We start from the raw sequence: 23,914 nt of genomic DNA on the forward strand, positions 1-23,914 counted from the left end.
CCGCCATGGCCGTCGTCCTCGCGGACTCCCTCCGCTTCCACGTCCAGCGGCTCCCGGCCGACGCCGGGGCCGCCGGCCCCGACCGGCCCGTGGTCGTGTTCCTGCACGGGCTGGTCGTCGACAACCTGTCCTCCTTCTACTGTCCGCTGGCCGTGCCGGTCGCCCTGGCCGGGTACGAGACCGTCCTCTACGACCTGCGCGGCCACGGCCGCACCGAGCGGCCGCCCACGGGCTACGACAGCCGCACGGCGGTACGCGACCTGTTCGCGCTGCTCGGCGCCCTGGACCTCGGCGGGCGCCCGGTCCACCTGGTCGGCAACAGCTACGGGGGAACCCTCGCGCTGCACGCCGCCCTGGCCCGGCCCGACCTGGTCGCCGGGCTCACCCTCCTCGAACCACCGCTCAGCGGCGACTGGGTGGAGAACATGGTGGACACCCTGTCCGCCGCCGCGCTCAGCCTGGAGGACAGCCCGGTCCCGACCGAGCTGCACGGCCTGCGCCTGCGCAAGGCCGCCAACCTGACGGCCATCGCCGACGCCCTCCTCAACCGCACCACGTTGATCGACGACATCGCCGGGAGCCGCACCTTCACGCCGGCCGACTACGCCCTGCTGCGCTGCCCGGTGCTGATCGTGTGCGGTGAGCACTCCGAACTGGTGCCGGGGGCACGGGAGCTGGTCCGCCACGCCCCGGAGGTCGCCTCGATCGAGATCCTGCCGGGCCTGGGCCACGACGTGCTGAAGGAGAGCAGCGGGACGCTGCGCAAGACCGTCCTGGCCCATCTCGACGCCACGACCGGTGCGACCGGTGCGACCGGTGCGGCCGGTTACCGCGCCCCGACGGGAGCTCTGGTCCCATGAGGGTGCTCTTCACCGTTCCCCCCCTCGCCGGGCACGTCAACCCGACCGTGGCCGTCGGGGCGGAACTGGCCGCCCGGGGGCACGAGGTCGCCTGGACCGGGCCGGCCTCCGCGCTGGCCGGCCTGCTGCCGCCCAGGGCCCGGATCCTGCCGGCCGGCGAGGGGGCCGACGGTCGGGAGATCGGCGGCGCCTACGCCGGCCTGCACGAACGCTGGCGGGATCTGCGCGGGGTCGGGGCGCTGCGCTTCCTCTGGGAGGAGGCCCTCGTCCCGCTGGCCCGGGCCATGGTCCCGGGGGTGACCCGGGCGGTGCAGGCCTTCGGGCCGGACGTGCTGGTCGCCGACCAGCAGGCCCTGGCCGGGCCGCTGGTCGCCCGCCGGCTCGGTGTCCCGTGGGCCACTTCCGCCAGCACCTCCGCCGAACTCACCCGCCCCTTCGCGGACTTCCCCAAGGTCGGGGAGTGGGTGGCCGGGCAGATCGGCGGCCTGCTCGCCGAGTTCGGGGACGACGGGGAGGGCTGGGACCCCCGGTTCTCGGAGCGGCTGGTGCTGGTCTTCTCCACTCCCGAACTCGTGGGTCGGAGCGAGGAGTTCCCGTCGCACTTCGCGTTCGTCGGGCCGGCGTTCGGGGCGCGTCCGGCTCCTGCCGGTTTCCCGTGGCAACGGCTGGACCCGGCGCGCAAGCGCGTCCTGGTGTCGCTGGGCACCCTCAACCAGGAGGCGGGGGGCCGTTTCTACCGGTCGGTGCTGGGCGCCGCCGAACGGCTCGCCGAGCAGGCGCAGCTGGTACTGGCGGCCCCCGCCGCCCTGGTCGGGGATCCACCCCGCCACCTCCTGCTGCGGGAGCGGGTCCCGCAACTGGAGCTGCTGCCCCATCTGGACGCGGTGGTCTGCCACGGCGGCCACAACACCGTCTGCGAGTCACTCGCCCACGGGCTGCCGCTGGTGGTCGCCCCGATCAGGGACGACCAGCCGATCGTGGCCCGGCAGGTCGTCGAGGCGGGGGCGGGGGTCCGGGTGCGGTTCGGCAGGACCCGGGCCGAGGAACTGCGCGATGCCCTCACGGCCGTGCTGGACGACCCCGGCCCGCGCCGGGCCGCCCGGCGGATACAGGCCTCATTCGCCGCGGCGGGCGGGGCCTCCGCCGCGGCCGACCGGTTGGAGAAGCTCACATGACACCACCCCCGCTCCCCCGGATCCCCTGGGTCCCGGCGGTGCTGCTGGCCGCCCTCGGTGCGGGCACCGTGCGCACCCGGCGGCGGCTCGGGGCGGTCCACGTGCTGCCCGTGGTCCCGCCCCCGGCCGCCGCGGTGCCGCGCCCGGCGGGCTGGCGGCTGCTGACCTCCCGGGGCGTGGAGCCGGACGCGGCCACGTTCCTCGCGGCCTGTGCCCACGCCGAGCGGGAGGGGCTGCGGGTGCTGGACCTGCTGCCCGCGGATCTGCCCGCCGAGCGGGCGCTCGGGCTGCTGCGGCTGGTGGACCCGGCTCGCTACCGGGAGGACCGGCTCGGCGAGGGACGGGGTGCCGGGTTCGCGGTGCTCGTCGCGGACGAGGTGCTGGCCCGGGCCGGGGTGGACGCGGACGGGCCGTACTCCACCCCGGCGGAACTCCTCGCGCTCACCCGCCGTTTGAAGGAGTACGCGGCCGACGCGACGGGCCTCGCCATCGCCCCGGCGCTGAGCTGCGGGCCGGCCGGGCGCCAAGGGGCCGTACGGGGGGCCGCCCGGGCCGCGGAGCTGCGGGCCCAGGGGCTGCCGCCGGGGGCCTTGGCCGCCGCGCAGCTGGGCGGGCTGGCGCTGCTCGCGGCCGCCGTCGTGCGTCACGGCCGGTGGGGGGCGGCCGCGGCCGGGCTGTACTGCCTGCAGCCGTACCTCGCGCTCGGCGGGCCGGACTCCCCGCTGCGCCCGGCGGATCTGGCCCTGGCCGGCGCCGCCCGGCCGCTCCGCTCCCTCGGCGCCGCCCTGCGTACCGCCTCGGCGGCGGCCGGCCGCAAGGGGGACACGGACCCGGCCAGGGCCGCGGCGTACCGGGCCGAACTCGCCGACGGCACCGCCCGGTTCCTGGAGCCGCGCCGCCCCGACTGCCCGTGGTGCGGCTCGCACCGGCTGTCGGTACGGGTGCGCGTGCCGGACCTGCTCCAGGGCAAGCCCGGCCGGTTCACCCTCGAACGGTGCGGGGACTGCGGGCACGTCTTCCAGAATCCCCGGCTCACCCCGGAAGGGCTGGACTTCTACTACCGCGACTTCTACGACGGGCGCGGCGGCGAGGGGGCCGGCACGGTCTTCGGGCGGCTCGGCGCGGCCTACCGGAGCCGGGCCGAGATGCTCCGCCCGCACGCCGTTCCCGCGTCCTGGCTGGACGTGGGGACCGGGCACGGGCACTTCTGCAACGCGGCACGGGCGGTGTGGCCGGGGACCCGGTTCGACGGGCTGGACATGGGCGAGGGGGTCCGCGAGGCGGAGCACCGGGGGTGGGTGGAGACCGGGTACCAGGGCCAGTTCCCGGAGTTCGCGCCGAAACTGGCGGGGCAGTACGAGGTGGTCAGCATGTACCACTACCTGGAGCACACGCGGGACCCGTTCGCCGAGCTGGACGCGGCGGCCGCGGTCCTCGCCCCCGGCGGGTTCCTGACGATCGAGCTGCCCGATCCGCAGTCGCGGATGGCGGGCCTGCTCGGCCCGGCCTGGCTGCCGTGGTTCCAGCCGCAGCACCAGCACCTGATCCCGGCCGCGAACCTGCGGGAGGCGTTGTCCGACCGGGGGTTGACGGTCCTGGCCGAGGAGCACGGTCCGGCCCACCAGGGCAACGACTTCTTCGGCGCGGTGGCCCTCACCGCGACCCGGCTGGCCCCGGACCCCGACCGGCCGTGGGGACCCCGGCCGACGGCGGGCGCGCGGGCCCGCGCGAGCGCCGTACGGGTGGCCGCGCTGCCGTTCTTCGCCGCGGCGGCGGCCCTCGACGCCCTGCGCACCACGGCCGCCCACCACTCGGACGGCGGCAACGCCTACCGTCTCCTGGCCCGCAAGGACACCCGATGACACCCCCCGCGATGGGACTCCCGTCCCCCTCACCCCGGCCCGCCGCCGGGACGGGCGCCGCCGCCCCCGCCCCCGGTGCGGAGCGGCACGCGGCCCGCCCGGACACCCTCGGGAGCACCGCCGGAGCGGATCCGGCCGCCACCCGCGCCCGCCGGGCCGGACCCGCCACCGGCGCGGTGGAGGACGCCCCCGGCTCGCATCCGGGCGGCGCCCATGGGGGCACCTCCGAGACCGCCGACCACCCCGGAGGCGACCCGGCCGGAGGCGGCCTGGCGCGGCGGGCCACCGTCGATCCCTTGTTCCGGCTCGTCGCCTACGCCTTGGAGGCCGCGCACGGTCGGCGGCCCGACGCCGTGTGGAGCGCCCCGTACGCCTTCCACCTCGGCTCCCCGGGACTGGTCGCCGCGGCCGGCTGGCCCACCGCGGCCGCCGCCGCCCCGCGTACCGACGGGCTGGTGCGGCTCAGCTCCCTCGCGCACCCCGCCGACAGCTGCGACCTGCCGCTGACCCTGTCCGGGCCGCCGCCCGACGCCCCCGAGTGGGCGGTACGGCCGTACGCGGTGCTGCGCGCACTGGCCCGGGCCGGCCACGGCCGCGGCGGGACCGACCTGCACGTACAGGGCTCGCTCACGGCGGCCGCCGGGCTGGCCACGGCCGAGCCGGCGGAGTGCGCGATCGCCCTGGCCGCGGCCGACGTGCACGGCGGCCGGGGCGAGGAGCCGGACCGTGCCCACCTGGCGCGGCTGCTGGCCGACGCCCTGCCGGACGGGGACGACACCCTGCGCCGGGCGGTGCTCTTCGCCCGGCCGGGCAAGGCCCTGCTCCTGGGCCCGGAGCCGGGTCGCGGGCGGCGGTACGTCGACTTCGACCCGGCCGCCTCGGGCGCGCGGCTGGTGCTGCTGGCCGTACGGGGGGAGCAGGCGGACCGGCCCGCCGAGTTGGCCCGGGCCGTGGCCCGGACCCGCGCGGCCGGGGCGCTGAGCGCCTGGCAGCCCGGGCAGCGGGAGGGGCGGAGCGTGCTGGTGCTGCTGCCCGAGGCACGACTGGCGGCGGTACGGGCCGCGGTCGCGGAGGACTTCCGCGGCCGGGGGCGGCCCGTACCGCGGTTCCTGAACATCGCGGTGGCCGGACCGGCCCGGCGCGAGGAGTAACACCACAACCGAGGCACGACACCCGAGGAGGCACCACCATGTCCACCCACTCACCCGGAACGACCACGAGACGCGGAGCCCGGCGCTCCGCGTTCGTGGCCGCCCTCGGCACGCTCGGCCTGCTGGGCGCCTTCACGGTGGCCAGTTCCCAGGCCGCCGAGACCGGTTCGCAGGCACCCGCGGCGGCGGCCGCCGCGGGCCTGCCCTCGTACGACCACGTGGTGGTCGTCGTGTACGAGAACAAGCAGTACGGCGAGATCATGGGCAGCTCGAACGCCCCGTACATCAACCAGCTGGCGGGCGGCGGCGCGAGCCTGACAGGGATGAAGGCGCTGACCCACCCCAGCCAGCCGAACTACTTCAACCTCTTCTCCGGCGCCACGCAGGGCATCACCGGGGACGGCTGCTACACCCCGCAGTCGATGACGGCGGCCAACCTCGGCCAGGAGCTGATCGCGGCCGGCAAGACCTTCGCCACGTACAACGAGGACCTGCCGAGCGAGGGTTCCACGGCCTGCACGAACGGCCAGTACGCGCAGAAGCACAACCCGTGGTTCGCCTTCAAGAACGTGCCGCTGAACACCGGCAAGACGTGGGCGCAGTTCCCGCAGAACAACTTCGCGGCGCTGCCGAACCTGTCGTTCGTCGTCCCCAACCAGTGCAACGACATGCACTCGTGCTCGGTGAACACGGGTGACACGTGGACGAAGAACAACATCGACGCCTACGCGCAGTGGGCCAAGGCCAACAACAGCCTGCTGGTGCTGACCTGGGACGAGGACAACTACCTCGGCTCGAACCAGATCGCCACCGTCTTCTACGGCGCGAACGTCAAGACGGGGACGTACTCCACCGCCTTCAACCACCACCACCTGCTGCGCACCTTCGAGGACCTCTTCGGGTCGGCGACGCACGCGGGGAACGCGGCCAACGTCCAGCCGATCAGCGAGGTGTTCACCACCGGATCGACCCCGACCCCGACGCCGACTCCCACTCCGACTCCGACGCCGACTCCGACGCCCACCCCGACCCCCACGCCGACCCCCACCCCGACCACGGGTGATCTGAAACTGGCCAACCCCGGCCCCCAGACCTGCAAGTTCAACCAGTCCTGCACCGTCCAGCTCACCGCCACCGGCGGCAAGTCCCCGATCCGCTACGCGGCCACGGGTCTGCCCTTCGGCCTGACCGTCGACGCCGGCTCGGGCCGGATCAGCGGGAAGCCGTGGTCCGTCGGCACGGTCCAGATCACCGCGACCGCGACCGACTCCGCGGGCGCCACCGTCACCGCCGCGTTCCCGCTCACCGTCAACTGGTTCTGAGGGGGCCTTCCGTGTACCTGTCGACCAGCCGGGCCGCCGACGTCGCCGTGGACGCTCCCGCTCCGCGAGGACCCCTGCGGGCCGTACCCGGCACGGTGATCGCGCTCGGCCTGGTCAGCCTGGTCACGGACGTCTCCGCGGAGATGGTGACCGCGGTCCTGCCGCTGTACCTGGTGGCCGGACTGGGCATGTCCCCGCTCGCGTTCGGCGCCCTGGACGGACTCCACCAGGGCGCCACCGCGCTGCTGCGCCTCGTGGGCGGCCGGATCGCGGACCGTACCCGGCGCCGCAAACTCGTCGCGGGCGCCGGATACGCGCTGTCCGCCGCCTGCAAGGGTGCGCTGCTCTTCGTCGCCACCCCCTGGTCGGTGGCGGCGGTGCTCGCCGCCGACCGGGCGGGCAAGGGCCTGCGCACCGCCCCGCGCGACGCGCTGATCTCGTTGTCCTGCCCACCGCGGGACCAGGGCCGCGCCTTCGGCGTGCACCGCGCGCTGGACACGGCGGGCGCGCTGCTGGGGCCACTGGCCGCGTTCGGGGTGCTGTGGGTGGTGGTGGACGGGTACGACGCCGTGTTCACCGTCAGTTGCTGCGTGGCCCTGCTGGGGGTGGCGCTGCTGGCTCTCTTCGTACGGGAGGCCCCCGCGCCCGCCGCTCCACGCCCGGCCCGGGCTCCCGTACGCACCCTCCTGCGGATCCCCGCACTGCGGCGGCTCTGCCTGACCGCCGCCGTGCTCGGCCTGTTCACCGTCGGCGACGCCTTCCTCTACCTACTGCTCCAACGCCGGCTCGACCTGCCGGCCGCGTACTTCCCGCTGCTGCCGGTCGGCACGGCGGCCGTGTTCCTGGCTGCCGCCGTGCCTGCGGGCCGGTTCGCCGACCGGCTCGGCCGGAGCCGGGTCTTCCTGGCCGGTCACGTACCGCTGATCGGCGCGTGCCTGCTGCTCCTGCTGCCGGTGCCGGCCGGGCCCCCGCTCCTCGTCGGCGTCCTCGTGCTCCTCGGCCTGTTCTACGCCGCCACGGACGGGGTGCTGATGGCCGCGGCGGGGGCGGTGCTCCCGGCCGAGCTGCGGACCACCGGGCTCGCGGTGCTGCAGACCGCGCAGGCCCTGGCCCGCTTCGCGGGGTCGGTGCTCTTCGGGGCGGCCTGGACCCTGTGGGGGCCGGGTCCGGCGCTGGGGGTGGGGGCCGGCGGGCTGCTGCTGTCGGTGGCCGCGGCCGGCGTGATCGCCGTATGGCGCGGGCGGGGAGCGCGCGTGCCGTCGTAGGGTCGGGGCATGTCCCAAGCAGAGCCGGAACGGCACACACTCGAAGGCAGGGTCGCCCTGGTGGCCGGCGCGACGCGCGGCGCGGGGCGCGGCATCGCGGTCCAGCTGGGCGCGGCGGGCGCGACGGTGTACGTATCGGGGCGCAGCACCCGTGGACGGCGTTCGGAGTACGACCGGCCGGAGACCATCGAGGAGACCGCGGAACTGGTGACGGCGGCGGGCGGGGTGGGGATCCCGGTGGTCGCCGACCATCTCGTGCCGGCGGAGGTGGAGGCCCTGGTCGGGCGGATCGATGCCGAGCAGGGGCGTCTGAACGTCCTGGTCAACGACATCTGGGGCGGGGAGCGGCTCTTCGAGTGGGAGAGCCCGGTCTGGGAGCACGACCTGGAGAACGGTCTGCGGCTGCTGCGCCTCGCGGTGGAGACCCATGCCGTCACCAGCCACTACGCGCTGCCGCTGCTGCTGCGCGAGCCGGGCGGGCTGGTGGTGGAGATGACGGACGGCACGGCGGAGTACAACGCGGGCCGCTACCGCAACTCGTTCTTCTACGACATCGCCAAGTCCTCGGTGCTCCGCATGGCGTTCGCCCTGGGGCACGAGGTCGGCCCGCGCGGGGCCACGGCGGTGGCGCTGACCCCGGGGTGGATGCGGTCGGAGATGATGCTCGACGCCTTCGGTGTGAAGGAGTCGAACTGGCGCGACGCGCTCACCGAGGTCCCGCACTTCGCCATCTCGGAGACCCCGTCGTACGTGGGCCGTGCGGTGGCAGCGCTCGCCGCCGACCCGGAGGTGGCCCGCTGGAACGGGCAGTCCCTCTCCAGCGGCGGGCTCGCCGGGGTGTACGGCTTCACGGACCTCGACGGCAGCCGCCCGGACGCCTGGCGGTACATGGTCGAGGTCCAGGACCCGGACCGCCCGGCGGACACCACGGGCTACCGGTAGTGCTGTGCCCCCCGGATCACAGGCGGAATGCGGACGGGTCGATCGAGGCCAGACGTTTCACCAGGGCCGGCACACCGCGGCCGCGGTCCTCTCGGTGCTCCACCGCGCGCAGCGCCGGCATGACCAGACGGGCGCCCGGGTAGCGGACCGGTTCCGGGGGGATCCAGCCGCCTGCCGGGCGGGCGAGGGGCGAGCCCGACCATTCGTCCTTCGTGCCCAGGACGAGGGAGGCGAGGACCTTGGCCATCAGCCGTGAGGGGCCCACCCCGTCACCCGAGTAGCCCGTCGCGTAGCAGACCCCGGGCACCGACTTCAGCCAGCCGGCGAAGGGCAGTGAGGTGGTCGAGTACTCGACCGGGGCGGTCCACGCCGTGTCCACCGGCGCGTCGGCGAGCTCCGGGAAGAGCCGTGCGAGCTGCCGCCGGAGCTCGGCGGGCCGCAGCGCGCCGCCCCACAAGGTGTCGGCCCCGCTCCGGCCGAACGCCACACCGGAGCCGCCCTTGCCGAAGAGCAGCCTGCCGTCCGGGGTCGTGCGGTAGTAGTTCAGTCTGCGGCGGGAGTCGCAGACCGAGGTCCGGCCGTCCCAGCCGAGTGCCGCGAGCCGCTCCGGTACGGGTTCGGTCAGTACGGTGTCGCTGGCCACGGTCACCATCCGGCGGCCGAGGTCCTCCAGTTGCCCGGCCCAGGCGTTGATGGCCAGTACCACCCGTGCGGCGTGCACCCGCCCGTAGGGGGTGTGGGCGGTGGTGGCGCCGGCGGGCGCGCGCCGCAGGGCGGTCAGCGGGGTGCGCTCGTGGATGCGCACGCCCGCTTCGATCGCCACCCGGCGCATGCCGCGGGTCAGTTTGGCGGGCTGGAGCGTGGCGCAGCCCGGGTCGAGGACGCCGCCGAAGTGGTTCCGGGTGCCGACGGCCCGCCGGGACTCGGCGGTGGACACCTCCTGCAGCGGCTCCGTCCCGGCGCGGCGCAGGTCCTCCAGGGTCTGCCGCCACGCCCCGCGCTGGGCCGGTGAGGAAGCGGCCCACAGCCATGGCCCGCGCGTGTACTCGACCTCGATGCCGTGGGTTTCGGTGAAGGCGAGGATGTCGTCGACGGCCTGGGCGGAGGCCTCGCCCAGTCGGCGCGCCTCCTCGTACCCGCCGATCGCGACGAGGCTGCTGAACCGGGCCCACATCGGCATCAGATAGCCCGCGTTGGCACCGCTGGCGCCGCCCCCGCACACGTCGGCCTCGATGAGGACGATGTCCGTGCCGGGTGCCCGGCGCAGGATCTCCAGGGCGGTCCAGAGCCCGGTGAACCCGCCGCCCACGACGAGGACGTCGCAGCGCACCTCGTCCAGCAGGTGCGGGGAACGTCCGTCGTCGGATTCGGCGTGCAGGGCGTCCCGCAGCCAGGCGGTGCGCCGGGCCGGGCGCGGGGTGGCGGGGCGGGGCCAGGTGCCGGTCAGGACGAGATCGGGATCGCGATCGGTCACGGGTACGGGTCTCCATGGTCGGTGCGGTGCGGTGACGGGTCCTGCGGTGAGAGGTCGTGCGTGCATGCGGCGGAGCCGGTCAGTTCTGGCGGGCGCGGGCGGCCCGGCCGGCGGTGTCCAGGTGCTCCGCCGCGGTCAGCAGGTCGATGCGCGAGCTCACCCCGAAGGTCTTGAACAGCCTGCGGAGGTGGTAGTTGACGGTGTGGGGGGACAGTGCGAGGCGCCTGGCGATCTGCTGGTTGGTGAGGCCCTCGCCCACCAGGCCCACCAGCGCCCGCTGCTGATCGCTCAATTCCGGTCCGGCGGACGGCGCCTCGACGAACCCGGACGTCGCCCGCAGCGCCGCCGCTTCCCGCTGGAGGGAGAGGCGCAGGGAGTCGGGCATGGAGTCGGCGATGAGCCGGCGCAGCAGCGCGTTGGAGAAGACGGCCCGGCCGCCGTCGTTGCGTACGACGCCGGTGGCCTCCACCTCCTCCAAGGCGGGGAGCAGGGCGGAGACCGAGGTCCGCAGCATCTGCGCCAGGTCCTCGTAGACCACCTCGCAGCCCAGGAGCGAGGCCACGCACAGCAGTTGACGGCAGCCCGGGGAGAAGCGCTCCAGGGTGGCCCGCACCCGGGTGGCCAGGCGGGCCGGGAGCTTCGGCGTCAGCAACCGGACCTCGTCGCCGGCGGTCTCCAGGGAGCCTTCCTCCTGGAGACCTGTGAGCAGTTCGATCAGCAGCCGGGGGTGCCCGCCGGCCTGGCCGATCAGCTGGACCAGGGCCGGTTCGGGAGGCGCGCCCAGCAGGTCGTGGGCCAGATCCAGCGCGGACGACGGCCCCAGCGGGCCCAGTGCCAGCCGCTCGGTACGACCGGTGAGACCGGCCGGCGGCTCCGACCCCTCGCCGGGGCGGTGGGCCACCAGCCATACGACCGGATCACCGCCGGTCCATTCCCGGCGGGCGAAGGGCATCCGCGGCGGTCCCTCCACCGCGCGGCGGGTGTCGTCGACGAGGACGAGGACGGGCCCCGCCGGGGCGTGGCACCGGCCGGGCCGGCCGGGGGTGTGGTGGGCGGGGGCGGTCCGACGCCGTCTGGGGCGGGGGTCCGCCCACGGATCGGGGTGGTGTCCGGTGAAACCCAGGCCGTCGGCGAGCGCAGCGGCTTCCCGGAGCAGCCGGGTCTTGCCGATGCCCGGCATTCCCTCGATGGACAGGACGGCCGGGCCGGAGCGGCGGCCGTATTCCAGCACCTCGCGGATGAGCCGCATCTCCCGTTCGCGCCCGCGCAGCGGCATGTGGGTGAACGTGCTGGTCATATGGACCCGCCGTAGCGGCGCACGCCGACGGTGTGGAAGCGCGCGGAGACGAACGCGGCGTCGCAGTACACCGCGTTCCCGGAGGGGTTCGTTCCCGTTCCGTGCAGATCCGAGTAGACGGCCGACTGGGAGATGTACCAGTCGCCCCCCAGGTTCGCCGAGAGCATCACCCCGGCTTCGGCGCAGGCCTGTTCCATCGCCGTTTCCACCTCGGGTGACGTGGAGTAGAGGCCGACGGACAGGGCGCCGCACTCGCTGGTGGTACGGGAGACCAGCGCGACCGCGTCGGCGACGGAGTCCACCGCCACGGCGAACACCACGGGGCCGAGCCATTCGGCGAGCAGCGTGGCCCGGTCCGCGGCCCGGTTCGCGTCGAGGGTCACCACGGCCGGGGTGCGGATGACGGCCTGCGGGTACGCGGGGTCGCGCACGGTGCGGGATGCGACGGCGACGCTCCCGGCTTCCCCGGCCATCACCCGTTCGAGCCGCTCCAGGACCGGGGGCCCGAGGAGGGCGCCCAGGATGCCGGTGGCCTGTTCGTCGTCGGCGAGCAGCGTGGCGAGGGCGTCGCCGAGGTCGGCGACGATCTCCTCGTAAGTCCGGTGCCCCTCGTCGGTGCTGATCCCGGCCCGTGGGACGAGCAGGTTCTGCGGGCTGGTGCACAGCTGCCCGCTGTACAGCGAGACCGAGAAGGCCAGGTTGGCGAGCATGTCGCGGTAGTCGCCGGTGGACTCGAGGAACAGGGTGTTGACGGCGGAGCCGGCGGTGAACACGCGTGCGTGGCGGACGTTCTCCTCCAGCCAGGAGCCGAAGGCGGTGCCGCCCGCGTAGTCGACGAGGCGGACCTCGGGGCGGGTGGCCAGCCGCCGCGCCAGTCCTTCGCCGGGGTGTTCGGCCGCCAGGCACACCAGGTCGGCCGGGAATCCGGCCTCGGTCAGGACCTCGCGGGCGATCCGCACGGTGAGCGCCAGCGGGAGGACGGCCGCCGGGTGCGGTTTGACCAGGACGGGGTTGCCCGTGGCGAGGGAGGCGAAGAGGGCCGGGTAGCTGTTCCAGGCGGGGAACACGCTGTTGGCGACGACCAGGGAAATGCCCCGGGGCACCGTCTTGAAGGTCTTGGCCAGGGTGACGGCCCGGCCGTCGCCCTGGGGTTTGCGCCAGACCGAGGCGGCCGGCAGCCGGGTCTGTTCGGCGAGGGCGAGGGCCACCGCTTCGAGCCCGCGGTCCTGGGCGTGGACGGCCCCCGCGTGGAAGGCCATGAGGAAGTTGTGGCCGCTGGTGTGCACGGCCGCGTAGGCGAACTCGGCGCTGCGGGCGTTGATCCGGTGGAGGATCTCGGCGCAGACCGCCGCACGGGCCTCGGGGCCCGCGTCACGCCAGGCCGGCAGGGCGGCCCGCATGGCGGGCAGCAGGACGTCGGGGTCACAGTGCGGGTAGGAGATCTCCAGCAGGGGACCGTAGGGGGAGCGCTCGCCTCCCGTCTCGGGGCCGGGGCCCACCGTGCCGTCCCGGCCGGGCTGCCCGAGTTCCACCGGCCGGCCCAGGAGCCGGCCGAAGGCGGCCTCGCCCGCGGCTTTCGCGCCGCGGCCGTAGGCCGCCGGGTCCTCGGGGTCTTCGGAGTAAGGCGACCAGTGCTCGCGGGTACGGATCACTTCGCGGGCCCGCGCGAGGGTGGCGGTGTGCCGGGCGGTGAACCGTGCCAACGCGCCACCGTCGGCTCGGGTTTCGGGAACGGGCTGCCGCGCGGTGTGCGCCATGGTCCTCATCCTTCGTCGAACGGTAGGGGTCGGTCGGTCCGGGTTCACCGGATCCGGGAGTCCTCGGCGATCACGCTAGATCGGCGGATGGGCACCTACGGCGGAGTCCGGTCATATGGGGAATTGACAGGACCTTCACACTGCCCGGCAGCGGACCGGCCGCACGACGGACTCCCGGCCCGGGGCATGCGCACCGAAATCCCCGCCGGCTCAGCAGTGTTGGGCACGCCCGCCGGGCGGACGGGTCGAACGGTGCCGATCGCCGTGTCCCGCGCGACCCGCCGTGATCGGCCATGCTCTGGCGTGATGTCACCGTTCATCGCCGCTCGGCGGGCGCGCCAACTGGCTTGTTCTGTACGGCCTGCTCGGCAGCTGCACCTATTACTCAGGCCGATGGCCCCGGTCGCTGCCGCGGCTACTGGGTGATCGGCCGCAGGTACCGGTCGAGTGCCGTGTCGGGCAGCACCCGCGCGAGGACGCTCACCTTCCGCGCGTCGGGCCCCACCCGGTACCGGGTCCTGGGCCGCCGGGCCGTCAGGGCCTGGCGGACGGTCTCCGCGAAGTCCTCCGGGCGGGTGGGGCTCTCCCGCGCCTGCCTCTCGTTCTGGTGCAGGAACCGGTTGAACGGGATCCGGTACAGCTCGGCCACCTGCTCGGGGACACCGTCCATCGCCGCCCGCGCCACGTCGGACACCTTGCCCCAGATCGGCGTCATGATGGCGCCGGGCTGCACCAGAGCGACGTCCACCCCTTGCGGTGCCAGCTCGCGCCGCAGTACGTCGGTCAGGGCTTCCTTGGCGAACTGCGCCGCCGCGTACGCCCCGAGGAACGGGATCGCCACGCTGCCCAGACCCGACGTCACGTTGACCACCCGGCCCCGGGTGCGTCGCAGCAGCGGCAGGAACGCCTGGGTGACGGCGAGCTGTCCGACCACGTTGGTGTCCAGCTGCTCGCGCAGCCGCTCGGCCGACACGCACTCCAGCGGGGCCGAGACGCAGATGCCCGCGTTGTTCACGAGCCCCCACAGGCCGTCCTCGCCCACCTCGGCCGCGACCCGTTCGGCGGCCGCGGCCACCGACTTCTCGTTCGTCACGTCGACGAGCACCGGGACGATCCGGCCGTGCACGCCGGCCTCGGCGAGCGCCAGGGCGTCGGCCTCCTTGCGGACACCTGCGAAGACCCTGAAGCCTGCCTCCTCCAACCGGAGTGCGCAGACCCGGCCGAGGCCGGAGGAGGCTCCGGTGACGAGAACGGACCGGCCGCGCGGCGACAGGGCGGCGCGCTGTGCGACAGCTGACACGAGATCCCTCCTCAGGGAACCACGGGAAGCGGAGGAAGCGGGGGAAGCGGGGGCGTTCATCCGGCCACCGCCGGGAACGTCAGGGCGTCTTCGAGCGTGCGGGTGAGCCTGCTCTGCGGCATGAACCGGAAGTACGCGTCCCGCACGGGCCGGCGGAACGGGTCCTCGGACTGCTCGAAGGAGCTGATGCCGCGCGAGGCGGCGACCATTCCCCGGGTCCGCTCCCGGCGTTCGTCCTCGTACCGGCGCAGCGCCCGCGGCAGGTCGGTCGCGCCCTTCAGGACCCGCCCGAGCACCACGGCGTCCTCGATCGCCATGCCCGAGCCCTGGCCGAGGCTGGTCAGCATCGGGTGGGCCGCGTCCCCGAGAAGGGTCACCGGTCCCCGGCCCCAGCGCTCCAGGAACGCCCGGTCCCGCGAGGGCACGGCGATGATCGACTCCTCGGGGGTGGCCAGGATCGCCTGCCGCACTTCGTCCGCCCAGCCGGCGTAGGAGTGGAGGATCTCCGCCTTGCCGCCCTTCCAGTCCCGCGAGAGCTCGGCCGGCATGTTCTTGGTGCCCCACCAGTACAGCCGTCCGGCACCCATGTCCACGAGCCCGAAGCGCTTGCCACTGCCCCAGAAGTGAGTCACCGAGCCGGGTGTGAACCGCGGGTGTGAGAAGGGCACGACGGCGAGCCAGCAGATGTAGCCGCTGTCCTGCGAGTCCTCCGGCCCCACCAGCTGCCCGCGGACCACCGAGTTGAAGCCGTCGGCCCCGATCAGCACGTCGCCCTCGGCGGTGGTGCCGTCGTCGAACGCGACCCGCACCCCGCCGCCCGGCACCCCGTCGGTCTCGAAGCCCGTGGCTGCTGCGCCGAAGTGCAGGGGGATGCCCTCCGCCGCCTCCAGCAGCGACTGCTGGAGGTTCGCCCGGGTGATGAGCACGCTGGGCACGCCCAGCCTGCCGATGATCTCCGGGAAGGGGAACTCCCGGATCAGCCGGCCCGAGGCCGTCTTCACGTGGTAGGAGCGCAGCGCTTCGCCGCGCTTCTCCAGGTCGATGCCGACGCCGAGCGAGTTCAGGGCGCCGATGGCGTTGCTCATCACCGAGAGGCCGGAGCCCGCGGCCCGCAGCTCGCCGGCCCGCTCGTGGACCTCCACGTCGAGTCCCGCCTCGCGCAGGGCGACGGCGGCGGTGAGGCCGCCGATGCCCGCGCCGATCACCAGGGCCTTCTTGCGGGGTGAATTCCGTGTCATCCGTGTCATCTCACTGTCCGATCAGTTCGGTGACGACCCCGACCATGTGCGCCACGTACGGCTCTTCCATGATCGTGAGGTGGTCGCCGGGTACGTCCACGACGTCGAGGACGCCGCTGGTGCGGTCGCGCCAGCCGTTGCTGGGGTCCGCGTGCATGCTTTCGATCGCCGTGTGCATCGAGTTGAGGACGCCGGGCAGCGGCTCCGCCGCGTGGATGAGGACCATGTCCTGGTCCACCACCTCGGGCCGGTAGGCGAACGCCGCCTTCCAGTTGGCCTCGTACACGTGGAACAGGCGGCGCACGACGGCCCCGGTGCTGCCCGCGGGCAGGACGCCCTCGTCGATGGCGAGCCGGGCGATGAAGTCGAACTTCTCCTCCAGCGTCGTCAGCCGGCCGGGGATGAGCTCCAGCGGGGAGTCGCCTCCGCGCCGCAGCCACAGGAGTTCCCAGAAGAACCAGCCGAGCAGGGCCTCGTCGTCCGTGGTCAGGCGGCGGCCCGGATTGAGGGCGGTGGTGTCCAGCAGGACGAGACGGGCGATCTCCTCGCCGGCCGCCCTCAGCTGCCGGGCGATCTCGAAGGCCACGAACCCGCCGAAGGACCAGCCGCCGATGACGTACGGTCCGCTCGGCTGCACGCGGTGCATGGCCTCGATGTAGCTCGCCGCGATCTCCTCGACGCTGCGCAGCGGTTCGGTGCCCGGGTCGCCGCCGGCTGCCTGGAGCGCGTAGAACGGCTGGTCGTCGTCCAGGTACTTGGCGAACCGGACGTAGCAGAGCACGTTCCCGCCCATGGGGTGGACGAAGAACATCGGGCGCTTCGAACCGGCCGGGCGGATGGGCACCAGCGGATCGAAGGCGGTCATCGCCTCGCCCGAGTGCAGGCGCGCCGCGAGCTCTGCCACGGTCGGCGCCGACACGAACTCGGAGAGCGGGACGCTGATCCCGTAGCGCTGCTCGATCTGGACCACCAGGCGCATCGCGGTGAGCGAGGTCGCACCGAGGTCGAAGATGTTGTCGTGCACCCCGAGCGCGGGCAACTGGAGCAGATCCCCGACGATCTCCGCCAGCGTCTCCTCGTACGCGTCGCGCGGGGCCGCGGCGGCGTCGGCGGCGGCCCCCGCACTCAGCCGGGCCTCGCGCAGCGCCTTGTCGTCGCGCTTGCCACTCGGCGTCAGCGGCAGGGCCGCCAGCCACTCGAAGTGCGACGGCATCATGTACTCGGGCAGCACCGTCCGCAGCTGCTTGCGCAGGAGCGTGAGATCGGCGCCGTCCGGGTCGCCCGTGAGGAAGGCGGCGAGGAAGGAGTCGTTGCCCTCACGGCGGCGTGCGACGACCGCGGCCTCCGCGATGCCGGGGTGGCCCGCCGCGAAGCGGGTGATGGCCAGCTCCACCTCGGCCGGCTCCACCCGGTAGCCGCGCACCTTGACCTGTGCGTCGGCCCGGCCCAGGCACACCACGTCGCCGCTCGGCAGGGCGAAGCCCAGGTCCCCGGTGCGGTAGAGGCGCTGCCCCGCGGCCGCGGCCTCGGGGGACGGATGCGGGAGGAAGCGCTCCTCGGTCAGGTCGGGGCGGCCCGCGTAGCCGTCCGCGAGGCAGGCCCCCGACAGGTACAGCTCTCCGCGCACCCCGGCCGGGACCGGGCGCAGCCGGGCGTCCAGGACGTGGACCGCGGAGCCGGCGATGGCCCGCCCGATGGGCGGCAGCGCCGGGAAGGCGGACGGGTCGCCCTGCATGCTGTACGCGGTCACCACGTGCGACTCGGTGGGCCCGTACTGGTTCTCCAGGATCACCCCGGGCAGGGCGGCGCAGAGCCCGCGTATCTCGTCGGTGACGCGGAGCTGCTCGCCGGAGGAGAGCAGTGCCCGCAGCGAGCGGGGGGCGAGCCCGAGCGCGTCGGCGGTCTCGGCCAGCTGCTGGAGCGCGACGTAGGGGAGGCAGATGCGGTGCACGCCCTCCCGGTCGAGCAGGCGCAGCAGGGCGGGCATGTCGCGGCGCTCGTCCTCGGAGAGCAGGAGCAGGGTGCCGCCGCCCGCGAGGGTGGAGAAGATCTCCTGGAAGGAGACGTCGAAACTCATGGGGGCGTACTGGGCGGTGACGCCGCCGACGACACCGCTGGGGATGCCGTTCTGCCAGGCGACCAGGTGGGCCAGTGACCGGTGCGGCATCTCCACGCCCTTGGGCGCGCCCGTGGAGCCCGAGGTGAACAGGACGTAGGCGATGGATTCGGGGGTGATCTCCTCGGTCACCTCCGCCGGGATCCGGGGCAGGTAGGGCCGCTCGCCGCCACCGGCGAAGATCTGCTCGGTGGTGAGGACGAGCCCCGGTCCGCCGACGGTGTCGGTGTGGGCGGCGTTCGCGATGATCCGGAAGGGGCGGGCCTGTTCGACCATGGCGGTCAGCCGGTCGACGGGGTAGCTCACGTCCAGTGGGACGGTGGCCGCGCCGGCCTTCATGACGCCGAGGATGACGGCGATCGTCTCCGGCGAGCGGTCCATCGCGATGCCGATCCGGTCACCGGGCCGCGAGCCCAGCGCGATCAGCTCACGGGCCACCCGGTCGGCGGCGGAGTCCAGTTCGGCGTAGCTCCAGCGACGTGCGCCGAAGACCAGCGCCGTGGCGTCCGGCGTGCGGGCGGTCTGCTCCGCCACGGCCCGTACGACGTCCGGCGGCGCGGCGGCCTCCCCCTGGTCCCGGGGCGCGTCCCGGTCCGGGACCGGCGAGAGGAAGCCGAAGTCCACGGCCTCGTCCGGGTGGTGGACCAGCCGGTCCAGGATCGCCGTGAACCGCTCGGCGTACAGGTCGGCCTGGGACGGCGTGAAGGTCAGCCCGTGGTGGTCCAGCCGCAGGCGCACGGAGCCGTCCACCGGGTCGGTCATGGCGTTGACCAGCAACTGGAAGTTGGTCTCCTCCCAGGTCTTGAACTCCAGGAGGCGGACCCCGGGCAGCTCGAAGACGGCGGCGAGCTGGCGGAAGTGGATGTAGTTGAAGGCGGTTTCCAGGACGGTGGAGCCACGGTCCTCCTGGATCGCGCTGAGCGGGTAGCGGCGGTGCGCGTGGCTCTGCTGCTCCTGCCGGAACCCGGCCCGGACCACGTCCGCCCAGCTGTCGGCGGCGGTTCCGAGCCGCACGGGAATCGTGTTGAGGAACAGGCCGGCGATGCGGTCGGCGTCCTCGAGCTCGGGACGGCCGTGGGTGACGAGCCCGGTGGTGATGTCGTCGGTACCCGAGAACAGTCCGAGCGTCAGGCAGTGGGCCGCGAACAGCACGGACTTCACGGGCAGCGCCCGCTCCCGGGCGAACACGCCCACCTGCCGGGTGAGTTCGGCGGGAAGATCCACGATCCTGGTGATCTGGGTGTCCGGACCCGGGGCCTCGTGCCCGCGGAAGGCCTGCAGGCGCAGCAGCGGGGCGTCCCGCAGGCGCTCTTGCCAGAAGGCACCGCTGTGCTCCGATTCCAGGGCCTCGCGTTCGGCGCGTACGTGGTGCGCCGCCGAAGGCAGGACCGTCTCGGTCACGGCCGCTATGGGGTGGCCCAGTCCGTGGAGGTAGTCCTGTAGCAGCTCGGCGACCAGGGTGGCGACGCTGCCGCCGTCGAGGATCGCGTGGTGGAAGCTGAGGACCAGTTCCAGCCTGTCCTCGCGGACGTGGGCGCGCAGGTGGTAGAGCGGCGCCTGATCGAAGTCGTAGCGGTGGTGGCGCCGTTCGTCGACGTGGGCCTGGATCACGGCGAGCGCCGCGGCCTCCTGGCGGCCCCGCAGGTCCACCGCGTCGAATCCGCCCGCCACCTGGTGGTCCACGATCTGGAGCGGCTCGGAGAAGGAGCCCAGGTCGAAGGAGGAACGCAGTACGGGGTGACGGGCGACCAGCCTTTCGAAGGCGCGCCGGAAACCCTGCTCGTCCCACGCCGAGGTGACGCTGTACTGGAAGACGTCGCGGTAGACGGCGGAGTCCTGCTCGGCGCGGCTGTGGTAGAGCAGTCCGAGCTGGAGGCGGGTCAGCGGGTAGGCGTCGGCACGGCCTTCGAGGCGGGCCCGGTCGACGCCCGAAACCAGCGCGAACGGGGCGAGTTCGGAGTCGGGCGCGGGCCCTGCGCCGCCGGTGGCCGACCTGGCGGCCAGCTGGGCTACGGTCGGCTGCTGCACCAGGTCCGTCAGTGAGAACACGATGCCGGCCTTCTCGGCACGGGCGCGGATGCGCAGCATCGTGATGGAGTCCCCGCCGAGCGCGAAGTAGTCGTCGTGGATCCCGACCCGCTCCGCTTCCAACACCTCCCCCCAGATCGCGGCGAGCGTCTCCTCGGTGGCGTTGCGCGGCGCCGTGAACTCGGGGCCGGCGGTGGCCGAGGGGGCGGGCAGGGCGCGGCGGTCGGCCTTGCCGTTCGGGGTGAGGGGGATCGTGTCGATCCGGATGAAGTGCGCCGGGACCATGAATTCCGGAAGAACGGAGCCGAGTTCACCGCGCAGCAGGGCCGGGCTGAGTGCGGCGTCCGCCACGTAGTACCCGACGAGCAGGGTGCCCCGGCTGCCCGACTGGTGGTCGACGACGACGGCGTCCCGTACTCCGGCCACGGATGCCAGCCGGTTCTGGACCTCGCCCAGCTCCACCCGGTTGCCGCGGATCTTGACCTGGCCGTCGATGCGGCCGAGGTACTCCAGGCTGCCGTCGGCCAGCCAACGGGCGAGGTCGCCGGTGCGGTAGAGCCGGCCGTCCGGGGAGAAGGGGTCCTCGGTGAACTTCTCCGCGGTCAGCTCGGGCCGTTCCAGGTAGCCGCGGGCCACGCCGACACCGCCGATGCACAACTCACCGGGGACCCCGGCCGGCTGGAGCCCGCCGTGCGCGTCCAGGACGTAGAGCCGGGTGTTGTCGATGGGCCGGCCGATGGGGACCCGGCGGACCGGCCCGTCGGAGGCTGTGGGGCAGTCGTGGTACGACACGTCGACGGTGGCCTCGGTGGGCCCGTACAGGTTGACCAGCCGCGGGGCGCTCTCGCCGCGCGGCGCGAAGACCCGGTTGAACTGCTCGACGCGTGCGGTGGGCAGAGCCTCGCCGCTGCAGAACACCTGTCGTAGGGAGGCGGCTTCGGTGCGCAGCTCCGGGCGGTCGTCGAGCAGGTCGAGGAAGGGGCCCAGCATGGAGGGGACGAAGTGCAGGGTGGTGACCCGCTGTTCGGCGATGGTGCGCAGGATGCCCCGCGGGTCGCGCTGGCCGCCGACGGGCAGCAGGGCGAGTGCCGCGCCCTCGATCGCCCACCAGAAGAGCTCCCACACGGAGACGTCGAAGGAGATCGGGGTCTTCTGGAGCAGGACGTCGCCCTCGCCGACCGGGTAGGCCTTCTGCATCCAGGCGAGCCGGTTGACCACCGAGTGGTGCTCGACCATGACTCCCTTGGGCCGGCCGGTGGAGCCGGAGGTGTAGATCACGTACGCGAGGTCGTGCGAAGTGGCCGTCTCTTCGAGCGGCTCGCCCGGACCGGTCAGCAGTTCTTCCGTGCGCAGGACGGGGACACCCTGCTCCTCGACCGCTGCGCCGCCGTCGGTGAGCACCACCTTGGCCCGGCTGTCCCGGAGCAGGAAGCCGATCCGCTCGGCCGGGTAGCCGGGATCGACGGGTACGTAGGCGCCGCCGGACTTGAGGACGCCGAGGAGGGCGACGATCAGCTGCGGGGAGCGGTCCATGAGGACGGCCACCCGGTCGCCGGCGCCCACACCGTGGGCGCGCAGGGCGTGCGCCAGCCGGTTGGAGCGGGTATCGAGGTCCGCGTAGGTCAGCAGGGACCCGTCGGCTCCGGTGACGGCGGTCCGCTCCGGGGTACGAGCGGCCTGCTCGGAGATCAGGCCGTGTACGGTCCGGTCGTCGGCGTACGGGACGACGGGGCCCTGCCACACCTGGGTGAGGTCCTTGTGCTCGGCCTCGTCCAGGATCGGCAGCGTCGCCGCGGGCCGGCCGGGCTCGGTGACGCCCGCGCCGATGAGGCGCAAGAGGTGCCCGGCGACCGCCGTGATGGGGTAGTCCTCGTCGAAGACGTCGACGGCGTAATCGAGGTCGACCCGCAGGTCGGCGTCGTCCTCGAAGGCGTGCACCATCACGGACAGCGCGTCCTGGTGGTGGACGGGCGCCAGCACGACGGACTCCACCGAGGTGCCCGGGAGCGGGGCGGGCCGGGGGTGGCGCAGGTAGGAGAGGGTGACGTCGAAGAGCCGGCGGGAGCCGGAGCCTGCGGCCGGGAGGTCCCGGAGCACGTCGCCGAGGGCGAGCCGCTCGTGGCCGCGGAGTGCGTCCGCGGTACCGCGGACGGCGGCGGCCAGCTGGTGCAGGGTGGCGTTGGGGTCGACCCGCACGCGCAGCGGGAGGTTGTTGGCGAGCTGGCCGACCGTCTCGAGGTCTTCGTCCGAGTGCCGGTTGCGGAACGGGACGCCGAGCACCAGCTCCTCGGTGCGGTGCACGCGGGAGAAGTACGTGGCGAAGGCGGCCGCGAGGAAGGCGAACGGGGAGCTGCCACCACCGCGGATCCGGCGGACCATGTCGGCGCCGACGGTGAAGCTGTGGCGGGCCCGGCGCCGCCCGCCTTCCGCGGGAGGCACGGTGGCGCGGGTGAACAGGGCGGGCTCGACGCCCTTCAGCGCGTCACGGAAGTGGGCCCGGTCCTCTTCGAAGGCGCCGGAGGCACGGTAGGCGGTGTCCGCCTGCACGAGTGCCGCCAGGGAACGGGGAGCGGGACGGGCTGCGGGCATGCCGCCGCCCGTCGGGCCGGCGTAGCGCTCCCACATCCGGAGGCTGACCTGGTTCAGCGCCCAGGCGTCGGCGATCAGGTGGTGGGCGTTGAGGTGCACATGGACGACCGAAGCGCTCTCGCGCAGCACCGCGGCCGTGAACAGACGCGAACGCCGCACGGTGAAGGGGCGCGTGAAGGAGTGCTCCTGCCACGCCGCACAGGCCGCCGCGGGATCGGCCGCGCCGGAGAGGTCGACGTACTGGACCCAGGGACCGACCTCCTCCTCGGCCTCGGTCCCGGCCACCCACTGGCAGGGAACTCCGTCCTGTTCGTCGAAGCGCAGGGAGAACGCCTCGTTGTTCCGCAGGACGCCTTCGAGCGACTCCCTCAAGCTGTCCACGTCGACATCGCCGGCCAAGCGCTCCTGGATGACCACGTTGAACTGGGGGTCACCCGGCGCGGTGGACTCGGCAGCCCAAATGTCCCGCTGGTAGGCGGACAGAGGGAGCTGGCGCATTGCGAGCATCGGCCTTCCTTCGCTAATTCGGACAGCTGGATTGTTGCCGTCCGATGCTCAGGAGCCTACGTTTCCCGCAATCCGGTTCACCACTACTCGTATGAGTAGAGGTGAACCACTCGTTCAGGTAGTCGAGAACGGGAAGGTGTGATCCACGCGATATTCCTCAGGGATTTCTCCGCACCCTCGCTAACATCTCGGACATGACCACTCCGCTCCCCTCCAGGAAATCCGTCATCGTGTCCGGCAGTGGGCCGGGACTGCTGCTCGCACATGGTGCGGGCAGCGACGTCGAGGACAGCTTCGGCCCGATCCTCGAAAGTCTCGCCGCCCACCGGACCGTTGTCGGCCCGGATTATCAGGGCTCCGGCATTAATCCGCTCCCGGACCGCCCGCTCACGCTCGACGGACTGGCCGACCACATTGTGGAAAGCGCCGTGCAATCCGGCGTGCATTCATTTGCCATATCCGGATTCTCGATGGGTGCGGCAGTGGCCGTACGAGCCGCCGTACGCCATCCCGAGCGCGTTACCGCTCTTGTTCTTTCCGCCGGGTTCGCCCGCCCGAACGCGCGCCTCGATCTGGTGATCGGCACCTGGCGGGCGCTCGGCGCACCGGGCGGGGACGGCAGGGTCCTGGCTTCCTACCTCTCGCTCATGGTCGGGGGCACGCGCTGGCTCGACGAACGCTCCCACGAGGAGATCGGGGAACAGGTCGAGCTGTTCTCCGCCGGCATGCCGCCGGGGGCCGACGCACAGCTCGCCCTCTTCGACGACATCGACGTACGGGGCGACCTGGCGCGGATCGCGGTACCGACCCTGGTCGTCTCCCCCCTCGGGGACCTGCTCGTCACCCCCGTTCACTCCCGCGAACTCGTGGACGGTATCCGGGGGGCCCGGCTGGCGACACTGGACTGCGGTCACGCCATCGCCGCGGAGCGGCCGGCCGAGTGGGCCGAGCTGATCACCGGGTTCCTCGCCGGCGTCGACGGCTGACGGTCCGGGCGGGCCGGGCAGTCCGGGCAGTCCGGGCAGTCCGGG

At 73.6% G+C, this 23,914-nt stretch carries 14 protein-coding genes; 8 read left to right on the forward strand and 6 right to left on the reverse strand.

Annotation, left to right across the window (positions count from 1 at the left end; translation table 11 throughout):
* Positions 1 to 5: 5 nt before the first annotated feature.
* From ACIQ5Y_RS24530 to ACIQ5Y_RS24560, 7 genes are read left to right on the forward strand one after another with little or no spacing between them, the layout of a single operon-like run.
* Positions 6 to 860 carry an alpha/beta fold hydrolase gene (locus ACIQ5Y_RS24530; RefSeq protein ID WP_403884253.1) on the forward strand — a complete coding sequence of 285 codons (855 nt, stop codon included), beginning with the start codon at positions 6 to 8 and terminating at the stop codon, positions 858 to 860.
* The gene (locus tag ACIQ5Y_RS24535; protein WP_403884256.1) at positions 857 to 2,035 is read left to right on the forward strand and encodes a glycosyltransferase; all 1,179 of its coding nucleotides are present in this window, start codon (positions 857 to 859) and stop codon (positions 2,033 to 2,035) included. Before ACIQ5Y_RS24530 ends, ACIQ5Y_RS24535 begins: the two co-directional genes overlap by 4 nt.
* Complete coding sequence (locus tag ACIQ5Y_RS24540) at positions 2,032 to 3,897, forward strand: methyltransferase domain-containing protein (protein WP_403884259.1); 1,866 nt, start codon at positions 2,032 to 2,034, stop codon at positions 3,895 to 3,897. The genes ACIQ5Y_RS24535 and ACIQ5Y_RS24540 overlap by 4 nt, the downstream gene beginning before the upstream one ends.
* The gene (locus tag ACIQ5Y_RS24545) at positions 3,894 to 5,048 is read left to right on the forward strand and encodes a galactokinase (RefSeq protein ID WP_403884261.1); all 1,155 of its coding nucleotides are present in this window, start codon (positions 3,894 to 3,896) and stop codon (positions 5,046 to 5,048) included. The genes ACIQ5Y_RS24540 and ACIQ5Y_RS24545 overlap by 4 nt, the downstream gene beginning before the upstream one ends.
* A 38-nt stretch (positions 5,049 to 5,086) precedes the next feature.
* Entirely contained in the window at positions 5,087 to 6,370 is a 1,284-nt protein-coding gene (locus tag ACIQ5Y_RS24550; protein WP_403884264.1) for an alkaline phosphatase family protein, read from the forward strand.
* 11 nt (positions 6,371 to 6,381) lie between these two features.
* The gene (locus ACIQ5Y_RS24555; protein WP_403884266.1) at positions 6,382 to 7,635 is read left to right on the forward strand and encodes an MFS transporter; all 1,254 of its coding nucleotides are present in this window, start codon (positions 6,382 to 6,384) and stop codon (positions 7,633 to 7,635) included.
* Between the two features lie 9 nt (positions 7,636 to 7,644).
* Positions 7,645 to 8,577: an SDR family oxidoreductase gene (locus ACIQ5Y_RS24560; protein ID WP_403884268.1), complete on the forward strand. Its 933-nt coding sequence runs from the start codon at positions 7,645 to 7,647 to the stop codon at positions 8,575 to 8,577.
* A gap of 16 nt (positions 8,578 to 8,593) precedes the next feature.
* Here the strand turns inward: ACIQ5Y_RS24560 and ACIQ5Y_RS24565 are convergent, their stop codons facing one another.
* The 6 genes from ACIQ5Y_RS24565 to ACIQ5Y_RS24590 form a co-directional block, all read right to left on the reverse strand.
* Positions 8,594 to 10,051, reverse strand: a complete 1,458-nt coding sequence (locus ACIQ5Y_RS24565) for an NAD(P)/FAD-dependent oxidoreductase (protein WP_403884271.1) — start codon at positions 10,049 to 10,051, stop codon at positions 8,594 to 8,596.
* A gap of 79 nt (positions 10,052 to 10,130) precedes the next feature.
* Positions 10,131 to 11,348: a LuxR C-terminal-related transcriptional regulator gene (locus ACIQ5Y_RS24570; RefSeq protein WP_403884274.1), complete on the reverse strand. Its 1,218-nt coding sequence runs from the start codon at positions 11,346 to 11,348 to the stop codon at positions 10,131 to 10,133.
* Positions 11,345 to 13,105, reverse strand: coding sequence for a phenylacetic acid degradation protein PaaN (paaN, locus tag ACIQ5Y_RS24575; RefSeq protein WP_403884277.1), 1,761 nt, complete (start codon positions 13,103 to 13,105; stop codon positions 11,345 to 11,347). The genes ACIQ5Y_RS24570 and paaN overlap by 4 nt, the downstream gene beginning before the upstream one ends.
* Before the next feature lie 415 nt (positions 13,106 to 13,520).
* Entirely contained in the window at positions 13,521 to 14,405 is an 885-nt protein-coding gene (locus ACIQ5Y_RS24580; RefSeq protein WP_403884280.1) for an SDR family NAD(P)-dependent oxidoreductase, read from the reverse strand.
* A 56-nt stretch (positions 14,406 to 14,461) separates the two neighbouring features.
* Positions 14,462 to 15,643 carry an FAD-dependent monooxygenase gene (locus tag ACIQ5Y_RS24585; protein ID WP_403884283.1) on the reverse strand — a complete coding sequence of 394 codons (1,182 nt, stop codon included), beginning with the start codon at positions 15,641 to 15,643 and terminating at the stop codon, positions 14,462 to 14,464.
* A gap of 10 nt (positions 15,644 to 15,653) precedes the next feature.
* Positions 15,654 to 22,883 (reverse strand): amino acid adenylation domain-containing protein, encoded by a 7,230-nt coding sequence (locus ACIQ5Y_RS24590; protein WP_403884286.1) that lies wholly within the window; start codon positions 22,881 to 22,883, stop codon positions 15,654 to 15,656.
* A gap of 194 nt (positions 22,884 to 23,077) precedes the next feature.
* Here ACIQ5Y_RS24590 and ACIQ5Y_RS24595 point away from each other — a divergent pair, with 194 nt between their 5' ends.
* Positions 23,078 to 23,869, forward strand: a complete 792-nt coding sequence (locus tag ACIQ5Y_RS24595) for an alpha/beta fold hydrolase (protein WP_403884289.1) — start codon at positions 23,078 to 23,080, stop codon at positions 23,867 to 23,869.
* Positions 23,870 to 23,914: the final 45 nt, after the last annotated feature.

It is taken from the genome of Streptomyces sp. NPDC096339, from assembly GCF_044762985.1.
GTDB lineage: Bacteria > Actinomycetota > Actinomycetes > Streptomycetales > Streptomycetaceae > Streptomyces.

Excerpts from the sequence above, each read along its gene's own strand:
- ACIQ5Y_RS24570 (WP_403884274.1), bottom strand. The coding sequence starts at position 11,348 with ATGACCAGCACGTTCACCCACATGCCGCTGCGCGGGCGCGAACGGGAG.
- ACIQ5Y_RS24560 (WP_403884268.1), top strand. The coding sequence starts at position 7,645 with ATGTCCCAAGCAGAGCCGGAACGGCACACACTCGAAGGCAGGGTCGCC.
- ACIQ5Y_RS24595 (WP_403884289.1), top strand. The coding sequence starts at position 23,078 with ATGACCACTCCGCTCCCCTCCAGGAAATCCGTCATCGTGTCCGGCAGT.
- ACIQ5Y_RS24535 (WP_403884256.1), top strand. The coding sequence starts at position 857 with ATGAGGGTGCTCTTCACCGTTCCCCCCCTCGCCGGGCACGTCAACCCG.
- ACIQ5Y_RS24590 (WP_403884286.1), bottom strand. The coding sequence starts at position 22,883 with ATGCTCGCAATGCGCCAGCTCCCTCTGTCCGCCTACCAGCGGGACATT.
- paaN (WP_403884277.1), bottom strand. The coding sequence starts at position 13,105 with ATGGCGCACACCGCGCGGCAGCCCGTTCCCGAAACCCGAGCCGACGGT.
- ACIQ5Y_RS24545 (WP_403884261.1), top strand. The coding sequence starts at position 3,894 with ATGACACCCCCCGCGATGGGACTCCCGTCCCCCTCACCCCGGCCCGCC.
- ACIQ5Y_RS24530 (WP_403884253.1), top strand. The coding sequence starts at position 6 with ATGGCCGTCGTCCTCGCGGACTCCCTCCGCTTCCACGTCCAGCGGCTC.
- ACIQ5Y_RS24585 (WP_403884283.1), bottom strand. The coding sequence starts at position 15,643 with ATGACACGGAATTCACCCCGCAAGAAGGCCCTGGTGATCGGCGCGGGC.
- ACIQ5Y_RS24550 (WP_403884264.1), top strand. The coding sequence starts at position 5,087 with ATGTCCACCCACTCACCCGGAACGACCACGAGACGCGGAGCCCGGCGC.
- ACIQ5Y_RS24540 (WP_403884259.1), top strand. The coding sequence starts at position 2,032 with ATGACACCACCCCCGCTCCCCCGGATCCCCTGGGTCCCGGCGGTGCTG.